Source organism: Marinospirillum alkalitolerans (genome assembly GCF_045055655.1).
Lineage (GTDB): Bacteria > Pseudomonadota > Gammaproteobacteria > Pseudomonadales > Halomonadaceae > Marinospirillum > Marinospirillum alkalitolerans.
This window is the reverse complement of the sequence record NZ_JBANFI010000005.1, coordinates 181379-198976: the sequence shown is the minus strand read 5'-3', so window position 1 is coordinate 198976 and position 17598 is coordinate 181379. Positions and strand designations below refer to the sequence as shown.

15 protein-coding genes are annotated in these 17598 nt (G+C 52.8%); 6 read left to right on the top strand and 9 right to left on the bottom strand.

Translation table 11 applies throughout. The features are described from left to right. Window positions 1-117 precede the first annotated feature (117 nt). Complete coding sequence (locus V6U78_RS09665; protein ID WP_405339858.1) at window positions 118-1914, top strand: acyl-CoA dehydrogenase C-terminal domain-containing protein; 1797 nt, start codon at window positions 118-120, stop codon at window positions 1912-1914. A gap of 144 nt (window positions 1915-2058) precedes the next feature. Here V6U78_RS09665 and yghU read toward each other — a convergent pair whose 3' ends face one another. After that, window positions 2059-2910, bottom strand: a complete 852-nt coding sequence (yghU, locus tag V6U78_RS09660) for a glutathione-dependent disulfide-bond oxidoreductase (RefSeq protein ID WP_405339856.1) — start codon at window positions 2908-2910, stop codon at window positions 2059-2061. Window positions 2911-3002: 92 nt separating this feature from the next. On the opposite strand from yghU, the gene V6U78_RS09655 reads away from it, so the two are divergent. The 3 genes from V6U78_RS09655 to V6U78_RS09645 are packed head-to-tail and all read left to right on the top strand — an operon-like array spanning window position 3003 to window position 5502. Beyond that, window positions 3003-4025, top strand: coding sequence for an adenosine deaminase (locus V6U78_RS09655; protein WP_405339854.1), 1023 nt, complete (start codon window positions 3003-3005; stop codon window positions 4023-4025). A gap of 12 nt (window positions 4026-4037) precedes the next feature. Continuing rightward, window positions 4038-4511, top strand: coding sequence for an NfeD family protein (locus tag V6U78_RS09650; protein WP_405339852.1), 474 nt, complete (start codon window positions 4038-4040; stop codon window positions 4509-4511). Beyond that, window positions 4501-5502 (top strand): SPFH domain-containing protein, encoded by a 1002-nt coding sequence (locus V6U78_RS09645; protein WP_405339850.1) that lies wholly within the window; start codon window positions 4501-4503, stop codon window positions 5500-5502. The genes V6U78_RS09650 and V6U78_RS09645 overlap by 11 nt, the downstream gene beginning before the upstream one ends. On the opposite strand, the gene V6U78_RS09640 is transcribed toward V6U78_RS09645, so the two are convergent. Both V6U78_RS09640 and V6U78_RS09635 read right to left on the bottom strand, forming a co-directional pair. Further along, window positions 5487-6236, bottom strand: a complete 750-nt coding sequence (locus V6U78_RS09640) for a TSUP family transporter (protein ID WP_405339848.1) — start codon at window positions 6234-6236, stop codon at window positions 5487-5489. The two genes, V6U78_RS09645 and V6U78_RS09640, sit on opposite strands and share 16 nt — an antisense overlap. A gap of 76 nt (window positions 6237-6312) precedes the next feature. Then, complete coding sequence (locus tag V6U78_RS09635) at window positions 6313-6789, bottom strand: Lrp/AsnC family transcriptional regulator (protein ID WP_405339846.1); 477 nt, start codon at window positions 6787-6789, stop codon at window positions 6313-6315. Between the two features lie 258 nt (window positions 6790-7047). Here V6U78_RS09635 and leuA point away from each other — a divergent pair, with 258 nt between their 5' ends. Beyond that, window positions 7048-8724 carry a 2-isopropylmalate synthase gene (gene leuA, locus V6U78_RS09630; RefSeq protein ID WP_405339844.1) on the top strand — a complete coding sequence of 559 codons (1677 nt, stop codon included), beginning with the start codon at window positions 7048-7050 and terminating at the stop codon, window positions 8722-8724. A 101-nt stretch (window positions 8725-8825) separates the two neighbouring features. Here the strand turns inward: leuA and V6U78_RS09625 are convergent, their stop codons facing one another. The 5 genes from V6U78_RS09625 to V6U78_RS09605 all read right to left on the bottom strand — a co-directional run bounded on the left by V6U78_RS09625 (window position 8826) and on the right by V6U78_RS09605 (window position 14940). Continuing rightward, window positions 8826-9629 carry a hypothetical protein gene (locus V6U78_RS09625; RefSeq protein ID WP_405339842.1) on the bottom strand — a complete coding sequence of 268 codons (804 nt, stop codon included), beginning with the start codon at window positions 9627-9629 and terminating at the stop codon, window positions 8826-8828. A 135-nt stretch (window positions 9630-9764) separates the two neighbouring features. Next, entirely contained in the window at window positions 9765-10916 is a 1152-nt protein-coding gene (locus V6U78_RS09620; RefSeq protein ID WP_405339840.1) for an acyl-CoA dehydrogenase family protein, read from the bottom strand. Between the two features lie 10 nt (window positions 10917-10926). Continuing rightward, entirely contained in the window at window positions 10927-11691 is a 765-nt protein-coding gene (locus tag V6U78_RS09615) for an SDR family NAD(P)-dependent oxidoreductase (RefSeq protein WP_405339838.1), read from the bottom strand. 81 nt (window positions 11692-11772) lie between these two features. Next, a complete protein-coding gene (locus tag V6U78_RS09610) occupies window positions 11773-13176 on the bottom strand; it encodes a xanthine/uracil/vitamin C permease (RefSeq protein WP_405339836.1) in 1404 nt (467 codons plus the stop codon). A 99-nt stretch (window positions 13177-13275) separates the two neighbouring features. Continuing rightward, entirely contained in the window at window positions 13276-14940 is a 1665-nt protein-coding gene (locus V6U78_RS09605) for an AMP-binding protein (protein WP_405339834.1), read from the bottom strand. Window positions 14941-15308: 368 nt separating this feature from the next. On the opposite strand from V6U78_RS09605, the gene V6U78_RS09600 reads away from it, so the two are divergent. Next, window positions 15309-16496, top strand: coding sequence for an acetyl-CoA C-acyltransferase (locus V6U78_RS09600; protein ID WP_405339832.1), 1188 nt, complete (start codon window positions 15309-15311; stop codon window positions 16494-16496). A 95-nt stretch (window positions 16497-16591) separates the two neighbouring features. Here V6U78_RS09600 and V6U78_RS09595 read toward each other — a convergent pair whose 3' ends face one another. Continuing rightward, window positions 16592-17491 (bottom strand): LysR family transcriptional regulator, encoded by a 900-nt coding sequence (locus tag V6U78_RS09595; protein ID WP_405339830.1) that lies wholly within the window; start codon window positions 17489-17491, stop codon window positions 16592-16594. Window positions 17492-17598: the final 107 nt, after the last annotated feature.

The window sequence follows — 17598 nt, the reverse complement described above, 5'->3', positions numbered from 1 at the left end:
CTTGTTGGATCAATCAGTTAAGGAATTTCTGCGACAGTACTGAGCATCTTGCACCAGTGGCATAGCCTCAGACGCTGCTCGGGCATTCCTTAAGTTCATCTAGGATAGAGGTATATCATGGCAAAGTATAAGGCCCCCCTGCGTGACATGCGTTTTGTTTTAAACGAAGTTTTTGCAGCTGATCAACTCTGGGCTTCGATGGAAGCGACTCAGGAAGTGACGCCTGATCTGGCCGAAGCGATTTTAGAAGAAGGCGCTAAGCTGACTGAAAATGAGCTGTTCCCGCTCAATCTCAGCGGCGATGCAGAAGGCTGCCGCTTTGAGAATGGCCAGGTATTCACGCCTAAAGGCTTTAAAGAAGCCTATCGCGCGCTCGCCGAGGGTGGCTGGATGGGCCTAGGTGGTAATCCTGAGTTTGGCGGCCAAGGCATGCCAAAAATGATGACAGTGCTCTTCGAAGAAATGCTCTACGCTTCCAATGCAGCCTTTACCCTCTATCCTGCGCTGAACTCTGGCGCCGCGCTGCTGCTCGATTCCCACGCCAGCGAAGAAATCAAGGCCAAGTACCTCTCCAAGCTCTATGAAGGCCAATGGATCGGCACCATGTGTCTGACTGAGCCTCATGCAGGTACAGATCTCGGCCTGATTCGCACCAAAGCAGAACCCAATGGCGATGGCACCTACACCATCACCGGCAATAAAATCTGGATCACTGGCGGTGAGCATGATCTGGCTGAGAACATCATCCACCTGGTGCTGGCAAAACTGCCTGATGCCCCTGCAGGAACACGCGGCATTTCTCTGTTCTTGGTTCCCAAATTCAAGATTCATGAAGATGACAGCCTGGGTGAGCACAACCTGGTCAACTGTGGCTCCATCGAGCACAAGATGGGTATCAAGGGCTCGGCCACCTGTGTGATTAACTTCGATGGCTCACAAGGCATCATGATTGGCGAACCTCATCGCGGCTTGGCGGCCATGTTCACCATGATGAACTACGAGCGCCTGTCGATTGGTATCCAAGGCTTGGGTCTGGGTGAAGTGGCTTATCAAAGCGCGATGGACTTTGCGAAAGAGCGCATCCAATCTCGCGCCCCTAAAGGTCCACAGCAGCCTGAAAAAGCAGCAGATCCTATTCTTGTGCATCCTGATGTGCGCCGTATGGCCTTGAATGTGCGTGCCTTTAACGAAGCCAGCCGCGCCTTTGCTTCTTATGTCGGGATGCAGCTGGATATCAGCAAGTACCATGCTGATGACACTCAACGCCAACATGCGGCAGATCTGGTTGCCCTGCTAACACCTGTCGCCAAGGCTTTTATTACCGATCGTGGTTTTGATGCGACTGTCGAAGCCCAGCAGATCTACGGCGGTAGCGGCTATTGCTCTGAATGGGGTGCTGAACAATATGTGCGTGATGCGCGTATTGCCCAAATTTATGAAGGCACCAACGGCATCCAAGCGATGGACCTGATGGGCCGCAAGATCTTTGCCAATGGTGGCAAGTTCCTCAACATCTTTACCAGCGATGTCCGTCAGTTCTTGGCTGAGCAACAAGGCCAAACAGGCATGCAAGACTGGTGTGCCACTCTAGAGGTCGAACTGAAGCGTCTTGAGTCGGTCACTGAGCAGGTCATGCAGATGGGCAAGGAGAACCCAGAAGAAATCGGCGCCGCCGCGGTGGATTACCTCAACCTGTTTGGTTATGTTGCCTATGCCTATATGTGGGCGCGCATGGTTGCTGTTGCGCAGCCCAAAGCCACAGGCGCAGCGGATGACTTCTACACCAGCAAGGTCAAGGTGGGTCAACACTATCTGAAGCGGATTCTGCCACGTACGCTGGCTTTAGAAGCACAGATTCAGGCCGGTGCCGATGTGCTGATGAGCTTGGATGAGCAGGCTTTTTACGCTGAGTAAACACCTGCACACCTAAGGAGCCTCTGATTAACGTCATGAGCGCAGGTCAAGGCAGCATCACCCAGCGCAATAGTGAATCAGAGGTTTCCTAACCAGTCTATGCCAAGAGCCCTCGATGATGAGGGCTCTTTTTTTGAATCGGACTTAGCGTTCAGCAAAAGACGCAAGCACCGCATCCACATCCGCCGCCGCATGTCTTTCTTTCAGCTGCGGCCCCTCGCCCCAAGCTAAATTCACGATTCGACCACGCTGCACAGCAGGACGCGCGGCAATCTGCGCAGCCCAGCGTTGCAGATGCGAATAATCCTGCACCTGTAAGAACTCCGCTGCGTTATACAGCTCTCCCAGTGCCAGCACACCATACCAAGGCCAGATTGCTATATCGGCCAGCGTATAGTCTGCGCCAGCGATATATTCCCGCTCTGCCAACAGGCGATCCAGGACATCCAATTGACGCTTGGTTTCCATCGTATAGCGATCAATGGGATATTCAAACTTCTGCGGGGCATAAGCATAAAAATGACCAAAACCACCGCCAACAAAGGGAGCACTCCCCATTTGCCAGAACAGCCAGTTCATCACTTCAGTACGCAGGCTGGCAGGTAAAAACACACCGTGTTTTTCTGCGAGATAAAGCAGAATCGATCCCGACTCAAACACTCTCACTGGCTCAGAGCCGCTGAGATCCAGTAGCGCAGGGATTTTGCTATTGGGGTTCAAGGCAACAAAACCACTCGAAAACTGCTCTCCCTGCTGAATATCAATCAACCAAGCATCATACTCTGCCTCTGCAATACCCAAAGCGAGGAGTTCTTCCAACAGGATGGTGACCTTGACGCCATTCGGGGTCGCCAAAGAATAAAGCTGTAACGGCTGCTCACCTTGCGGCAGGCTCTGCTGATAGCGCGCTCCCGCTTCTGGACGATTAATCGCAGCAAACTGCCCACCCGATGGCTTGGCTTGCCAAACCCGAGGGGGTTGATAGATTTCGGACATCGGACACCTCTTTAATAAAACACCAGATCGATTTTGCAATCCCTTCTCAATACAGCTAAAGTCGACTTTTCTTTTCTGTACTAGGTCTTTCTATGAAGCACAAGCTTGTTGATTTAATCGCTGCCTGCCCCAAAACCGAGCTGCACCTGCACCTTGAAGGTAGCTTAGAACCCGCCATGGTCTTTGCCCTGGCTGAACGCAATGGCGTGATTCTGCCCTACGCCAGTGTGGCCGAACTCCAGGCCGCCTACCAGTTTAACAATCTACAAGAATTTCTGGATGTCTACTATGCAGGGATGTCCGTCCTGCTGCATGAGGCCGACTTCTATGATCTAACCTGGGCTTATCTGCAGCGTGTGCATCAAGATGGCGTGGTTCATGTTGAAGTCTTCTTTGATCCTCAAGCGCATCTAGAGCGCGGTATCCCTCTGGCAACGCAAATCCATGGTATACGTCGTGCGTTAGAACAAGGCCAAGCCGAACTGGGGATCAGTTTTCGCCTGATTCTTTCTTTTTTACGCCATCTTTCTGAGGAGAGTGCTTTTGCCACTCTGGCACAAGCAGAAGACTTCTTCCCGCTGATTGATGGCTTTGGCCTCGATTCTTCTGAGAAGGGTCATCCACCAGAGAAGTTTGCGCGGGTGTTTGCGCGCTGCAAAGAGCTGGGCTTTAAGATCACTTTGCATGCTGGTGAAGAAGGCCCAGCAGACTACGTCTGGCAAGCGCTGAATCTGCTCCATACGGATCGCATCGACCATGGCAATCGCTCTCTTGAAGATCCACAGCTCATTCAAACCCTGGCTGAGCGCCAAATGACACTGACGGTCTGCCCTCTGTCTAACCTGAAGCTGCGCGTTGTGCAGCAGATGGAACAGCACCCGCTGATTCAGATGCTCGATTCAGGCTTAAAAGTCACGATCAACTCCGATGATCCAGCCTATTTCGGTGGCTATATGATGGATAACTATCGCGCTTTGATCGAAGCCTTACCGCTGACAAGCGAACAGCTGCATCAACTGGCACGCAATGCCTTTACTGGCTCTTGGCTCAGCCCTGAAGAGCAGCAGCCTCATCTTGAACAAATTGATGCTTTATTTGCCGCATTCCAAGCCTAAAACGAGAACACTATGACACCTATTGCATGGATTGTATTTGGTCTTTTTCTGATTCTCACTGAGCTTCTCGCCACCAGTATCGTGGCGGTTTTTCTTGGTTTAGGCGCACTGATCACCGGCCTTTTGCTCCACCTTGGTTGGATCGAATCCTCAGCCATGCAGATGCTGGTCTTTGGCAGCAGCAGCTTGGCCTTGCTGCTGATCGCTCGCAAAAAACTGAAGCGTTATTTTGTCGGAGAAACCCGCTCCGAGAAGAAAAACACGCTGCACTTTCAACAGGAAATCGGTCAACGTGTGACAGTGGTCACTGATTTCCAGCAAGGCAGCGGACGCGTCAGTCTGAATGGCGTACACTGGCATGGCCTCAGCGATGAGGATTTAAAAGCCGGTGAAGTCGCTTGGGTGGTTCGCAACCAAGGTATAGAACTTTACCTGTCGCGGACACCACCCTCTTCACCCGATCAGGGCAGATCCCATGAAAAGTGAAACCCTGAAGCACCAGAGTCACCCCTCACTCATCGAAACCACACAGGATGTTTTTACTATGTTCGATATCGGCACTATTTTAGGACTAGGCTTTGCGCTTTTTGTCATTATCACCATCATCAAAACAGCGCGCATTGTTCCACAAAGATCCAATTTTATCGTTGAGCGGTTAGGTCGCTACCACCGCACCCTCGACTCAGGCTTCCATCTGCTGATTCCTTTTATTGATAAAGTGGCTTATGTTCACACTTTAAAAGAAGAAGTCATCGATGTTGAGCGTCAGGCTTGTGTGACCAAAGACAACATTCAGGTCGGCATCAATGGCGTGATGTATATTCAAGTTGTCGATAGCCATCAAGCCAGCTACGGCATCAACAACTATCGCTATGCGGCCTCTCAGTTAGCACAAACCACCATGCGCTCGGTGATCGGGCAAACGGATCTGGATAAAACCTTTGAAGAGCGTGCCAAGATCAATGAGGAAGTCGTTTTAGCCTTAGATGACGCGGCTAAACCTTGGGGAATCAAGGTCTTACGCTATGAAATCTCAGACATCGAGCTGCCTGCCAGCATTAAAGATGCGCTCGAACAACAGATGCGCGCTGAGCGTGAGCGCCGCGCCGCCATCGCCAAGTCAGAAGGTGAGCGCCAAGCCATGATCAACGTTTCTGAAGGTCAGAAACAAGAAGTGATCAACATGTCAGAGGCCGAAAAGCAGAAACAAATCAACGAGGCTGAAGGTCGCGCCAAGGAAATTGAACTGGTCGCCGAAGCCACCGCAGAAGGTCTGCGCAAAATTGCTCTGGCGATCAAAGAAGAAGGCGGGATTGAGGCGGTCAATCTGCGTGTTGCTGAGCAGTATGTCAAAGAATTTGGCAACCTGGCGAAAACCAACAACACGATGATTATTCCTGCTGAACTGGCCAATATCGGTGGCGCTGTTGCCGGCATTACTGAAATGCTCAAGTCCACCACTCAAGCAAAGAAATAACGCGCCAGCATCACCAAACAGAGCGTGACTAATAAGGGGCGAATCAAGCGACTTCCGCCCCTGATCACCGCGAGGGTGCCGAGCCAGGCACCCAGCATCTGCCCTAAGAGCATCACCCCACCTAAGATCCAGACGACCTGACCACTGGCGACAAAAATCAGTACGGCACCCAAATTAGTAGCGAGGTTTAACCATTTGGCCTGCACCGTAGCTTGCAGCAAGGTCATCCCCCGCAAAGCCACACCTGATGTCGTGTAAAAAGAGCCTGTGCCAGGGCCAAACATCCCATCATAAGCACCGATCGCAGGCAACACAGCGCGTTGGTAAAGCTGAGGGCTGACCCTTGGCTGGGTTTCCAACTCTCCAGCCTGGGGGCTCAGTAGATAATACAGCGCTATCGCAGCTAAGACACAGGGTACTATAAAACGCAGCCAGTCCGGGTTGATCCAGTGTACCGCCAGCGCGCCGCTCATCGATCCAAGAAGCGCTATCAGAAAAACTCCTTTTAAAGCACGCCAATCCAGCCAGCCACGGCGTATCAAAGTCACTGAGGCCGTTAACACACCAAACACACTTTGCACCTTGTTGGTGGCCAGCGCGGCTAAAGGCGGCACACCAGCCAGCAGCAAGGCTGGGATGGTTAACAAGCCGCCGCCACCGGCGAGGGTATCAATAAATCCTGCAGCCAGAGCGGCAAAAAACAAGATCAGCAAAACAGTGGTCGAAATATCCATACTCTTTTTTCACGCTTTTTACATGAGTTAAAATTGATTTTTGTGCTCTGAATGAGAGCACGCAAGGGCAAGGGCATTAAGCCTGTAAGTGCTTTAAAGACACCTGCGTCTTATCCACCACCTTGCGCATCACAAAGCTGGAATGCACGCCAGTCACGCCTGGAATCTGGGTAATAGTATTGAGTAAAAACTCCTGAAAATACTCCATATCCGGCACGATCACCTTGACGGTATAGTCAGCAGATTGCCCCGTAACCAGCGCACATTCGACCACCTCTGGACAACGACTAACCACCCGATCAAACTCAGCAAAGCGATCTGGCGTATGCCGATCCAAAGCCACCTGGATGTAGGCAGTCAGCTTTAATCCTAGCTGCGAGGTATTCAAGCGGGCGCTATAACCCTGAATATAGCCTGCCTCTTCAAGCTGCTTGACCCGACGTGAACAAGGTGAAGGAGACAACCCAACCTGTTCGGCCAAATCCTGATTACTTAAGCGACTATCACGCTGCAACACTTCCAGGATACGCCGGTCTATTCGATCTAAATCCATCTTCTCCCCCTTTGTGCCCAGTCTGCTGCGCTTTGGTGCATCAGACCATTCAAAAACCAGATAAGCTAATTTGATTTGCAGATTCTACGCTTTCTGCGCAACTTTTAGCTAACAATAAAGCCAAGACTAAATAATCATGGCAAAAAAAATCTTTCTGACGACCTTTTTGCAATCTTTCACCCTTTGTCCTGAGTTAGACTAGCCCTATCTTAGGCTTTTCTTCCCTGGACTCTTTTTGCGACACAGAGGTTATTTATCATGTCCAATTTTGATCATACCAAGTACCGCCCTTTTACCCCTGTCCGCTTAACCGATCGCCAATGGCCCGACCGTACACTGGATCAAGCGCCGATCTGGTGTAGTGTGGATTTAAGAGATGGCAACCAAGCACTGGTTGATCCAATGACGGTGGCGCAAAAAAAACGCCTGTTTGCCTTGCTGGTCAAAATTGGCTTTAAACAAATTGAAGTGGGCTTTCCGGCCGCCTCCCAACCTGATTTCGATTTTGTACGCGAGCTGATCGAAGAAAACCTGATTCCTGACGATGTGACGATTCAGGTACTGACCCAAGCCCGTGAACATTTGATTGATCGCACCATTGAGGCCTTGCAGGGAGCAAAAAAAGCCATCATTCACGTCTACAACTCGACTTCTACCGTGCAGCGTGAACGCGTGTTTCGGATGAGTCGTGCCGAAATTATTGCCATCGCGGTGGAAGGTGTGAAGATGGTCAAAGAGCGTGTTGCACAGCATCCAGACACAGACTGGCGTTTGGAATACTCGCCTGAAAGCTTTACCGGTACTGAACTGGATTTTGCAGTCGAGATCTGCGATGCCGTTGTGCAGGCTTGGGGCCCGACTCCCGAGAAGAAGATTATCCTCAACCTGCCCGCCACGGTCGAGATGTCGACACCGAATGTGTTTGCCGATCAGATCGAATGGTTCTGCCGTCATATCCAGCAACGCGAGTTGATCGAAATCAGCCTGCATACCCATAATGACCGGGGCTGTGGTATCGCTGCCGCAGAGCTGGGCCTGATGGCAGGCGCAGATCGTGTTGAAGGCACCTTGATGGGCAATGGCGAGCGCACCGGCAACATGGATGTGATTACACTGGCGATGAACTTCTACAGCCAGGGAGTTGATCCACAGCTTTATCTGGCCGAGGTGGATGAAATTATCGAGGTGGTCGAGGCCTGTACGCAGATCCCCACCCATCCACGCCACCCCTATATTGGTGAGCTGGTGTATACGGCCTTTTCTGGCAGCCATCAGGATGCAATCAAAAAGTGCCTGAGTCAGCAAAGTGCTGAAGAAGGCTGGCAGGTGGCCTATCTGCCGATTGATCCGCAGGATTTAGGGCGCTCTTATGAAGCCGTGATCCGCATCAACAGTCAATCTGGCAAGGGCGGTGTGGCCTATGTTCTCGAAGCCGACTATGGCTTGCAGTTGCCACGCTGGCTGCAAATTGAAGTCGCGCGTGCGGTGCAGGCCAAAACAGAAGCCTTGGCACGCGAGCTAAAGCGAGAAGAAATCTGGCAAACCTTTGCTGAGCAGTATCTCGCCACCGAGCAGCAGGCGCACTTGATCAGTTATAAGTTAGAGCGCAGCGATCGTGATCAGCTCGAAGCCGTGATCCAGCATCAAGGCGAGCACTTTACACTGAAAGGTGAAGGCAAGGGCGCATTACATACCCTGACCCAGGCCTTGAGTAAGCGCTTAGGCCAAGCCATCGAGATCAGCGAATTCAGCGAACATGCTTTAACCCAGGGCAGCGCAGCACAGGCGGTGACCTATATTCAACTCAGTCTGGGTGAGACGCGTTTTGTGGGTGTCGCAATCAGTGAAGATACAGTGGCCGCTAACCTGAATGCAGTACTGGCCGCATTAAGCCCTGCTTTAGCTCAACAGCGCGAATTGGTGGCTGCCGACTAGTCGGCTACTGACCCATCAACATAAAGCCCACTCAAAAGTGGGCTTTTTAGTGCGTGCTGCCAACCTCGGGGCGGCTCTTCACTCAACCAGCTGCGCAAAAATCAGCCTCGGCTTTGACGCGCTCTTTCTTTGCCTGCTATGACCGCGCGCTGAATATCGGATTGAAAGGCATCCTCTTCTTCCTCAGCCTGCATGCCATCAGCTAAGAGGTTCGGGCCTTGGTTCAGCTCCTGCTGTGCCAGTGGTTTGATGCGATCCAGCGTCGCCCGGACATCATTGTAAACATCACGGAATTCAGATTGATCTGTACCGCGATACTTCTTTAATTCTTTGAGGATATTCTGATAGTAGATCATCGCCGCACGGTACTTCTTGGCCTCTAGCTGCTGCTCGGCCTGAGAGAGATTCATCTCCACCACCACCTGTGTAGCCGCATGGCGCAGGCTGGTTAAATACTCCTGTCCTTTGGCCTCGCTCAGCTTGCCCTCGCGATATTCTTTCATAATCAGATACTGCACATTCTTCAGCAGATTCAGAGCTTCTTGCCCTTGTTTATTATCGGCAATACGCTGAACCTGAGGCTGACTGGTGCTTTTGATCTCACTGACTAGCTGCTCTGCTTCCTGCAAGTGGGCCTGAAAAGCCTCGCTCTTATCACCAAGATCACGACGGTTGTGCAGAATACGGATCCAGCGCTCGGCCAAAGCCGCACGCAGATCGTAAGGAAGAAGATGGGGTCTTAAACGGGTCAGCAAAGGCTCAACACGCTTGGCTTGCTGCTCTAATTCGCGCACAAGACGCTCAAACTGTATGCGTTTTTCCTCTTGTGCCTTACGATGATGCACAAAAAAGATGGTTACAAAAGCCAGCACCACGACCAAGCCCAAAAAGATGAAAATCAGCATGGTTGTTTCCATTCCAGTGATGAATTAAAGGGCTCTGAATATACCCCTTATCTGCACCAGTGACCAGTTTTGCTTGCTCCTTGATGCGTTTCGGCCCACTCAAGCGAGTCGGCCGAAACTTCTTAACCCTGCAACTTAGCCCTGCAACAGATCACGCGCAATGATGACTTTTTGGATCTCGCTGGTGCCCTCATAAATGCTGGTGACACGAATATCCCGTGCATAGCGCTCTAGCGGATAGTCCTGCATATAGCCATTGGCTCCCATCAGTTGCAAAGCCACATAGCAAGCCTGATTGCCCTTTTCACTGGCCATCAACTTGGCCATAGAAGCCTGCGTCGCAAAAGGCTGTCCTGCTTCTTTCAGCATTGCCGCTTGCAGGGTCAATAACCGCGCGGCTTCCATCTCGGTGTACTGCTCGGCCAGCATCCACTGCAATCCCTGAAAATCAGCCAAGGGGCGGCCAAACTGCTGGCGCTCTTGAATGTAATCCCGCGCATAATCCAGTGCCGCGCCAGCCACACCTAAAGCCAAAGAAGCAATGCCGATCCGTCCTCCAGCCAGCTCAGTGACTGCGATTTTAAAACCCTGATTCTCAGCCCCCATCAAAGCATCGGCAGGCAGGCGGCAATCAGTGAAGAGCACCTCATGGGTTCCCGATCCCTTTTGGCCCATTTTTTTCTCAGCAGCTTGAACCGTCACACCCGGCGTATTGGCAGGCACTAAAAAGCACGAAATACCCTTGCCTTTGGGCGCTTCAGGATCAGTCACTGCCCAGACCACAAAGACCCCTGCGATCGCCGCAGTCGAGATCCACACCTTGCTGCCATTGAGCACCCAGTCTTCGCCTTCTTTGACGGCGCGGGTTTTCATCGCCGCAGGGTCTGAACCCGCTCCTACTTCACTCAGGCAAAAGCTGCCGCCATACATCTCGCCAGCGCAGAGCTGAGGCAGGTAGCGACTTTTTTGCTCTTCAGTACCTATGGCCTGAATCACCTCAGCGACCATATTGCTGACCGAGACCGTCACCGCCGTTGAGGCACAAGCGCGTGCAAGTTCAGTGATCGCCAGAGAAAAGCTCACCGTGCCAACATCAGCGCCGCCATAGGCTTCATCAATATTCAATCCCATAAAACCCAGCTCAGCGAGCTGACGCAGATGGCTTTTCAGTATCTCAGGATCACCTGTTGCATCTAAGGCGGCGGCCTGAGGTGCGAGCACACCCGTCGCAAAATCTCGCGCCGTCGTTTGGATCAGGCGTTGTTCTTCATTCAGCATCCAACTCATTCTTGACTCCTTACACCATGCGAATGGCGCCATCCATACGGATCACTTCGCCATTGAGATAGGTGTTTTGAATAATATGGCCGACTAAAGAGGCAAACTCTTCTGGCTTGCCAAGGCGCTTGGGAAAGGGCACGCCGGCTTCGAGTTGCGCCCGTGCTTCATCTGGAATGCCACTCATCATCGGCGTGCCGCACACACCAGGAGCAATGGTCATCACCCGAATCCCATGCCGCGCCAGTTCTCGTGCAATAGGCAGGGCCATACCCACCACACCAGCTTTGGATGCGGCATAGCTGGCCTGCCCGACCTGCCCATCAAAGGCCGCGATCGAAGCCGTATTGATCAGCACACCGCGTTCGCCATCTTCTAAGGCGCTGTTCTTCGCCATCGCTGCGGCAGCCAGACGCATCACGTTAAAGCTGCCAACCAGATTGATCTGTACGCCACGACTAAAGGCATCAAGATCAGCGGGGTTCAGCTCTCGATCTAGCAGCTTCTGCACAACCACCACACCAGCACAATGGATCGCGCCACGCAGTGGGCCAAAGTGGTTCTGCGCTAGATCGACGGCCTGCTGTACATCGCTGGCCGAAGTTACATCGCACGCACTAAACAACGCGGCATCACCCAATTCTGCAGCCAAGGCTTCGCCAGCTGCCTGATTCAAATCCGCCAGCACAACCTGTGCGCCTTGAGCAACCAGATAACGGGCTGTTGCCTCGCCCAGACCTGAAGCGCCACCGGTAATGACAAAGCTGCCTTGTGCAATTTGCATAGTCTTTCCTCTTTGTTCAGTTTCACAATTCACTGGCTGGAGGTGTGTATCCAGCCATCACATTTTCAATAGCAAGCTCGATCAACTCTCTTTGGCTCGAGCATCGGCAATGACTTCTGGCGCATCCTCGACATGGATCGGCTCTTCAGGTTCGACCGCCTTGGCACCGCGACCACGAAACTCAATCAACATGTAGAGGACAAAACCTGCGGCCAAACCCCAGGCCGCACCATGCACCGCCAGCACAACACCCATCAAACCTGCGACGCCCATCGAGGTGGCGTTATCGATCTGCTCGACCGCCACTGCAATACATAAAAAGCCGGTAATCAACAGGGTGATCGACAGGGCAATCGGTAGAGCGGGCTTAAAGAAGGTGACCAGTGGCAACAAGAACATGGCAAAAAAACCGACGATCCAGAATACCCCTGCACCTGAATAGATGCTGTCCATGGCTCCACGGCCATAGCGGTAACGCTCAGCAATGGTTGCCATCACGCCAGTAAACAGCGGACCGGCCAAACCAGGATAGGGTGCAAAGAAGGAGTGCATCAGGTTGCGGATACCGGTCACCAGGTGCACACGGTCCACATCAACTTCGATTTTTTCATCTGGGCGCAGGTGATCGACGCGCTTGATCAGACTCTGTCCCACAATAATGTCACCAAAAGCAATGATATAAGCGATGATGGCCGTTGGGACTGCCGCAATAAACACTGCCATCGGGGGGAAGCCCAAGGTCATTGGCAGATAGTCCCAGGTCGCGGCAAAATCAGGCAGATCGATACCCCAGCGCACATCAGGCAGTGGATATTCACCGATGGCCCAAGCAATCGCCATGGTGACCAGAATCCCGGGCACCATGCCATAACCTGCAATCACCTTGGCCCAGCGGTGTTCTTCTGTCCATTGGCGAAACGAGAGCGAAAAAAGAACGTAAGCCGTCACTAACCCACCAATGGTGAGCGAAATAGGCGTGGTGTGCAGCCGCCCACCTGTTGCGATTTCTCCTGAGATGGCAGCAATACCCGCGCCCAGTAGAATGCCGGCCTTAAATGAGTTGGGGATATTGTTGACCAGCGTACTGCCCAGCCGCGTGACCGCCATAAAGAGAAAAATAAAAGTCACCACCAGCTGCAAGGCAACCAAAGCACGAATCGCATCCGGGCCTGGTTCAAACTGGCCGATAAAGAGCAACACCACTGGTAAGGCTGGGGTAATCCAGCCAGGCACAAAGGGTACACCCAGCAGATTGGGCAGCATAAAGCCGATCCCACAAATCACGACATAGGCCAGCGCAACTTCATAGGGCAGTGCCAGATACTGCTCCAACAGTGGGATGGCCGACATAGCAACCACAAACATCACCAGCGCCTGAATGGTTTCTGGCCACTCCCAACGGTAGTGAATAAAGGGTAAACGGATTTTGAACGGGCCAGCTGGCCAGTAGGGGTGCTCTTCGCCATATTTTCGTTTTTGTAACACGATGCACGACCTCAGGTGGATTTTAAAGTCAAGGGACCCGGTGAGGACCACCCGAAGGCGGTCCACGCGGTCTTTTTGTTGGTACTGGGCTGATACCGATTAAGAAGCGACAGCCTCTTCAGCCTGCTTGCGCAACAGGAAGCGCTGAATCTTGCCGCTCGGTGTTTTGGGCAGGGCATCAACAAACTCGATTTCACGCGGGAAGGCATGGGCTGAAAGGCGTTCGCGCACCAGTTGCTGGATATCCTTGACCAGCTCGTCGCTCGGCTCATAATCGCCTTTGAGCACCACATAGGATTTGATCACATAGCCGCGCAGCGCATCCGGCTTGCCAACGGCAGCCGATTCCGCAACCGCAGGATGCTCCAGTACGGTGTTTTCGACATCGGTGGGGCCAACGCGATAACCTGCTGTGGTGATGATGTCGTCATCCCGACCGGCAAACCAGAAGGTGCCATCCGCATGCAGCTCAACCACATCCCCTGTTAGGTAGTACTTGTCGTGGAAGGGCTTCTTCTCTTGCCAGGTATAGCCTTGGAAGAAGAAAGCCGGTGAAGCCTCCATATCCACCGCCAGCTGCCCTGTCTGCCCTGCTCCCAGCTCTTGATACTCAGCATCCAGGATGACCAAACGATAGCCAGGCAAGGGCTGCCCCATGGAACCGACAGGCGTTGCATGGGTTAAGGCATGATGGCAACAGCAGGTCATGCCGGTTTCAGTTTGTCCATAGTGATCCATCACGCGGCAACCTAAATGCTGAGAAACCCAGTTCACCACTTCGGTATTCAAAGGCTCACCGGCTGAACTGGCGACACGCAAGGCCAGCGTATCGGCCTGCCCATCCAGTACACCGCTGGATTTCATCATCCGATAGGCTGTGGGTGCAGAAGCCAGATTGGTAATCTGATGCTTTTGTAAGAAGGCCAGCGTATTTTCTGCTGTAAAGCCCGCCTCATTAAAGTGAGTGGTCGCGCCCAGCAGCAAGGGGCCGGTAATCGCATAATAAAGACCATAGGCCCAGCCCGGGTCTGCCATGTTCCAAAAGAGATCACCCTCTTGTAGATCAACCGCATAGCGCATGTAGATATAAAAAGCAGGCAAGGCTTTGAGCGGCACCGCGACACCCTTGGATTTTCCAACCGTGCCAGAGGTAAACATTTGCAAGAAGGGCTGCTCAGCATCAAGGATCACTGGTGCGCACTCACTGGATTGCTCAGCCAACAGGCCCTCAAAATGAGCATCACCCCAATGGGCCGCCTCTTCTGCGCTGCCGATCAAGACAAGGCGCGGCAGTGTGCTGATCGGCGCAAACTTATCGCGGTTGACGGTATCAGTGACCACCAGCACCGTCTTGGCCTGCGTGAGTCGATAATCGATCGCCTCATAGCCAAAAGCGGTAAACAAAGGCTGATACACCGCACCAAGACGCCAAGTCGCCAGAATCAGGCCGAGCAGCTCTGGTGTCCGTGAGAGCATCGCCGCCACACGATCTCCAGGTTGCACGCCTTGGCTTTTAAGTAGATTGGCGATGCGACCACTGAGCTGATCCAGTTCAGCATAGCTATAGCGTGTGACCTGCCCTGCCGTATCTTCATGAACCAGTGCCGCCTGCTCGGCACGTGATCCCTCTGCATGGCGCGCGCAGCATTCGACATAGGCATTCAAGCCAGTGGCCAAACGCCCAGAGAGCTGGGATTCAATCTCACTCAGCTGAAACTGCTGGTAAAAGGCAGTGTAATCCTGAGCGGGGGCTAAAGTGGACATAGGACCTCCAGGTGTTGTTTGTTTTTCTTGTATAACCTTGACGTAAACGTAAAGTTTGACTTTTAAAAAAAAGCAGCCTGTGCTACTTTGGCAAAAACAAGCAAGCGCTCGGTTTTATGCAAGACTAATCCATGCTGCGCAGCGGAACAAGCCTTTTTTTGCGCTGCCAACTTGCACTTTTGGCGCAGGACCAAGCGCAACACAGCCTGCAGATCAGGCCAATACCAAGCAAACGCTCGGTTTCATTGACCCTGGAGTCACACGCCCTTCTAGTGTGATCCTCCCAGATCAGGCAAGCTCTGCGTTGAGATTCAAAATCGGTCTCCTCTTCATTGACCTTGTTATGTGACCAACAAAAGGAAAGATCTATGCACACTTCTCAAGACCCTATCGTGATTGTTGCTGGTGCTCGCACGCCTATGGGCGGCATGATGGGCGCACTTTCGAGCCTGACCGCCCCCGAGCTGGGCAGCGTGGCCATTCAAGCCGCCGTTGAGCGCGCAGGACTCCAGCCTGATGCTGTTCAGGAAGTCATTATGGGCTGCGTCTTACCTGCTGGGGTGAAGCAAGGTCCAGCGCGTCAGGCGATGATGCAGGCCGGATTGCCTGTTTCAACCGGAGCGACCACGATCAATAAGCTTTGCGGCTCGGGTATGAAAGCCGTGATGCTGGCACATGACTTGCTCGTAGCTGGCACCAACGAAGTGATGGTTGCCGGCGGCATGGAAAGCATGTCCAACGCGCCGCATATCCTCACCAAGGCACGTAGCGGCTACCGCCTCGGTCATGGTGAAATCAAGGATCATATGTTCCTGGATGGTTTAGAAGATGCGCGCACCGGCAAGTTAATGGGTGTTTTTGCGCAGGAAGTGGCTGACGAAAAAGGCTATACCCGTGAAGGGCTGGATGCTTTTGCGATCCGCTCTCTGGAGCGCGCTAAAAAAGCCATCGAAGCAGGCAAGCTGAAAGCCGAAACCGCGCCCGTGGTGGTCAAAGGGCGTCAAGGCGAGGTCACAGTGGTGGATGATGAGCAGCCTCATCAAGCCAAAATCGATAAAATCCCCAGCCTACGCCCTGCGTTCAAAAAAGATGGCACTATCACCGCAGCCAACTCCAGCTCGATTTCAGATGGTGCCTCGGCACTGGTGCTGATGCGCGAATCCGAAGCCTTAAAGCGCGGCCTCAAGCCCAAAGCGCGCATTGTGGCTCACGCAACACATTCACGCGAGCCCAGCGAATTCACCTTGGCACCGATTGGCTCCATAGAGAAGGTGCTCGATAAAGCAGGCTGGTCACTGGATCAGGTTGATCTTTTTGAAATCAACGAAGCCTTTGCGGTCGTGACGCTGCTGGCGACAGATGGCTTGGGGATTCCTGAAGAAAAAACCAACATCTATGGCGGTGCTTGTGCACAAGGCCACCCTATCGGCTCAACTGGCTCACGGATTCTGGTCACGCTGATGCATGCACTAGAGCAAGAAGGCAAAAAGAAAGGCATAGCCAGCCTTTGTATTGGTGGTGGTGAGGCAACGGCCGTAGCGATTGAGTTAATTTAAGGAACCACTGATCAACATCCTCAGCGCAGACCAGGCCAATTGCAACTCAGCCTTGGCAAGCGCAAGAGTGAATCAGAGTTTTTTTTAACGCTCGATCATTGATCCTGCAGCCCCATTAATAAAGCCGACTGCTGTTGCACCAGATCGCGCAAGCCTTGCCAGAGCACTTCAACTCGAGCAAGCCGCTTGCGCTCTGGCTGCGCAGCTAACCAAAAGCTGCGCGTTAGATCCAGCTGATCGGTCAGCAGGGGTTGCAAACTGGGCTCAGGGTCCGCCAAAAAACAAGGCAGGATGGCCACACCCAACCCAGCACGCGCCATCGCAAACTGCGTGACGACACTGGTACTGCGCAAGGGGGGTTCAATCTCGGGTAACAGATGCTGCATATAATTGAGCTGATCCGTAAACATCAACTCATCGATATAGCCAATCAAGCGCTGCTGCTGCAAGTCTTCCAGCGAGGCCAGACGCGGTGCCTGCGCCAAATAGGCCGGCGTAGCATAAAGCTGCAAACGGTAATCGCAGAGCTTGGTGACCACCAAGGAAGTCTGACGAGGGCGCTCAATCGTGACCGCCAGATCCGCCTCCTGACGCGTCAGCTTGACAAAGCGTGGCATCGGCAGCAGCTCAACACTCAGTTGAGGCGCAGCCGCCAGCAACTGCCCCAGATGCGGCGCAATAAAAAAACTGCCGAATCCTTCCGTGCATCCAAGGCGTACACGGCCACTGATCTGCGCATCCAAGCCTTGCAAAATTTCACTGGCTGTTAGGGCTTGCTGCTCCATTTGGCGCGCACTCGCCAAGAGAAGCTGCCCCTGCTGGGTGAGCTGATGCCCTTCAACACTGCGTTCAAAAAGACGCACACTGAGGCTTTCTTCTAAGCGATGTAGCCTTCTTGATACCGTGGAAGCATTGATTTCCAATCGCTTAGCCGCTTCACTCAATCTTTCAGTTCGTGCGACTTCCAGAAAAACACGCACATCTTCCCAATCCATCTGCATCTCCTTTTGGCCGCCATCGACTTGCTATTCAAGCCTTGCAATAATGCAATGATGCTTTGCATTTTCTGCTCTTGTCAAGCGCTGGCGAGGCTGCCTAAGAT

Bases quoted from the DNA above. Each gene is read 5' to 3' on its own strand.
- yghU (WP_405339856.1), bottom strand. From the start codon at position 2,910: ATGTCCGAAATCTATCAACCCCCTCGGGTTTGGCAAGCCAAGCCATCG.
- leuA (WP_405339844.1), top strand. From the start codon at position 7,048: ATGTCCAATTTTGATCATACCAAGTACCGCCCTTTTACCCCTGTCCGC.
- V6U78_RS09615 (WP_405339838.1), bottom strand. From the start codon at position 11,691: ATGCAAATTGCACAAGGCAGCTTTGTCATTACCGGTGGCGCTTCAGGT.
- V6U78_RS09620 (WP_405339840.1), bottom strand. From the start codon at position 10,916: ATGAGTTGGATGCTGAATGAAGAACAACGCCTGATCCAAACGACGGCG.
- V6U78_RS09650 (WP_405339852.1), top strand. From the start codon at position 4,038: ATGACACCTATTGCATGGATTGTATTTGGTCTTTTTCTGATTCTCACT.
- V6U78_RS09600 (WP_405339832.1), top strand. From the start codon at position 15,309: ATGCACACTTCTCAAGACCCTATCGTGATTGTTGCTGGTGCTCGCACG.
- V6U78_RS09625 (WP_405339842.1), bottom strand. From the start codon at position 9,629: ATGCTGATTTTCATCTTTTTGGGCTTGGTCGTGGTGCTGGCTTTTGTA.
- V6U78_RS09645 (WP_405339850.1), top strand. From the start codon at position 4,501: ATGAAAAGTGAAACCCTGAAGCACCAGAGTCACCCCTCACTCATCGAA.
- V6U78_RS09665 (WP_405339858.1), top strand. From the start codon at position 118: ATGGCAAAGTATAAGGCCCCCCTGCGTGACATGCGTTTTGTTTTAAAC.
- V6U78_RS09595 (WP_405339830.1), bottom strand. From the start codon at position 17,491: ATGGATTGGGAAGATGTGCGTGTTTTTCTGGAAGTCGCACGAACTGAA.
- V6U78_RS09655 (WP_405339854.1), top strand. From the start codon at position 3,003: ATGAAGCACAAGCTTGTTGATTTAATCGCTGCCTGCCCCAAAACCGAG.
- V6U78_RS09605 (WP_405339834.1), bottom strand. From the start codon at position 14,940: ATGTCCACTTTAGCCCCCGCTCAGGATTACACTGCCTTTTACCAGCAG.
- V6U78_RS09635 (WP_405339846.1), bottom strand. From the start codon at position 6,789: ATGGATTTAGATCGAATAGACCGGCGTATCCTGGAAGTGTTGCAGCGT.
- V6U78_RS09640 (WP_405339848.1), bottom strand. From the start codon at position 6,236: ATGGATATTTCGACCACTGTTTTGCTGATCTTGTTTTTTGCCGCTCTG.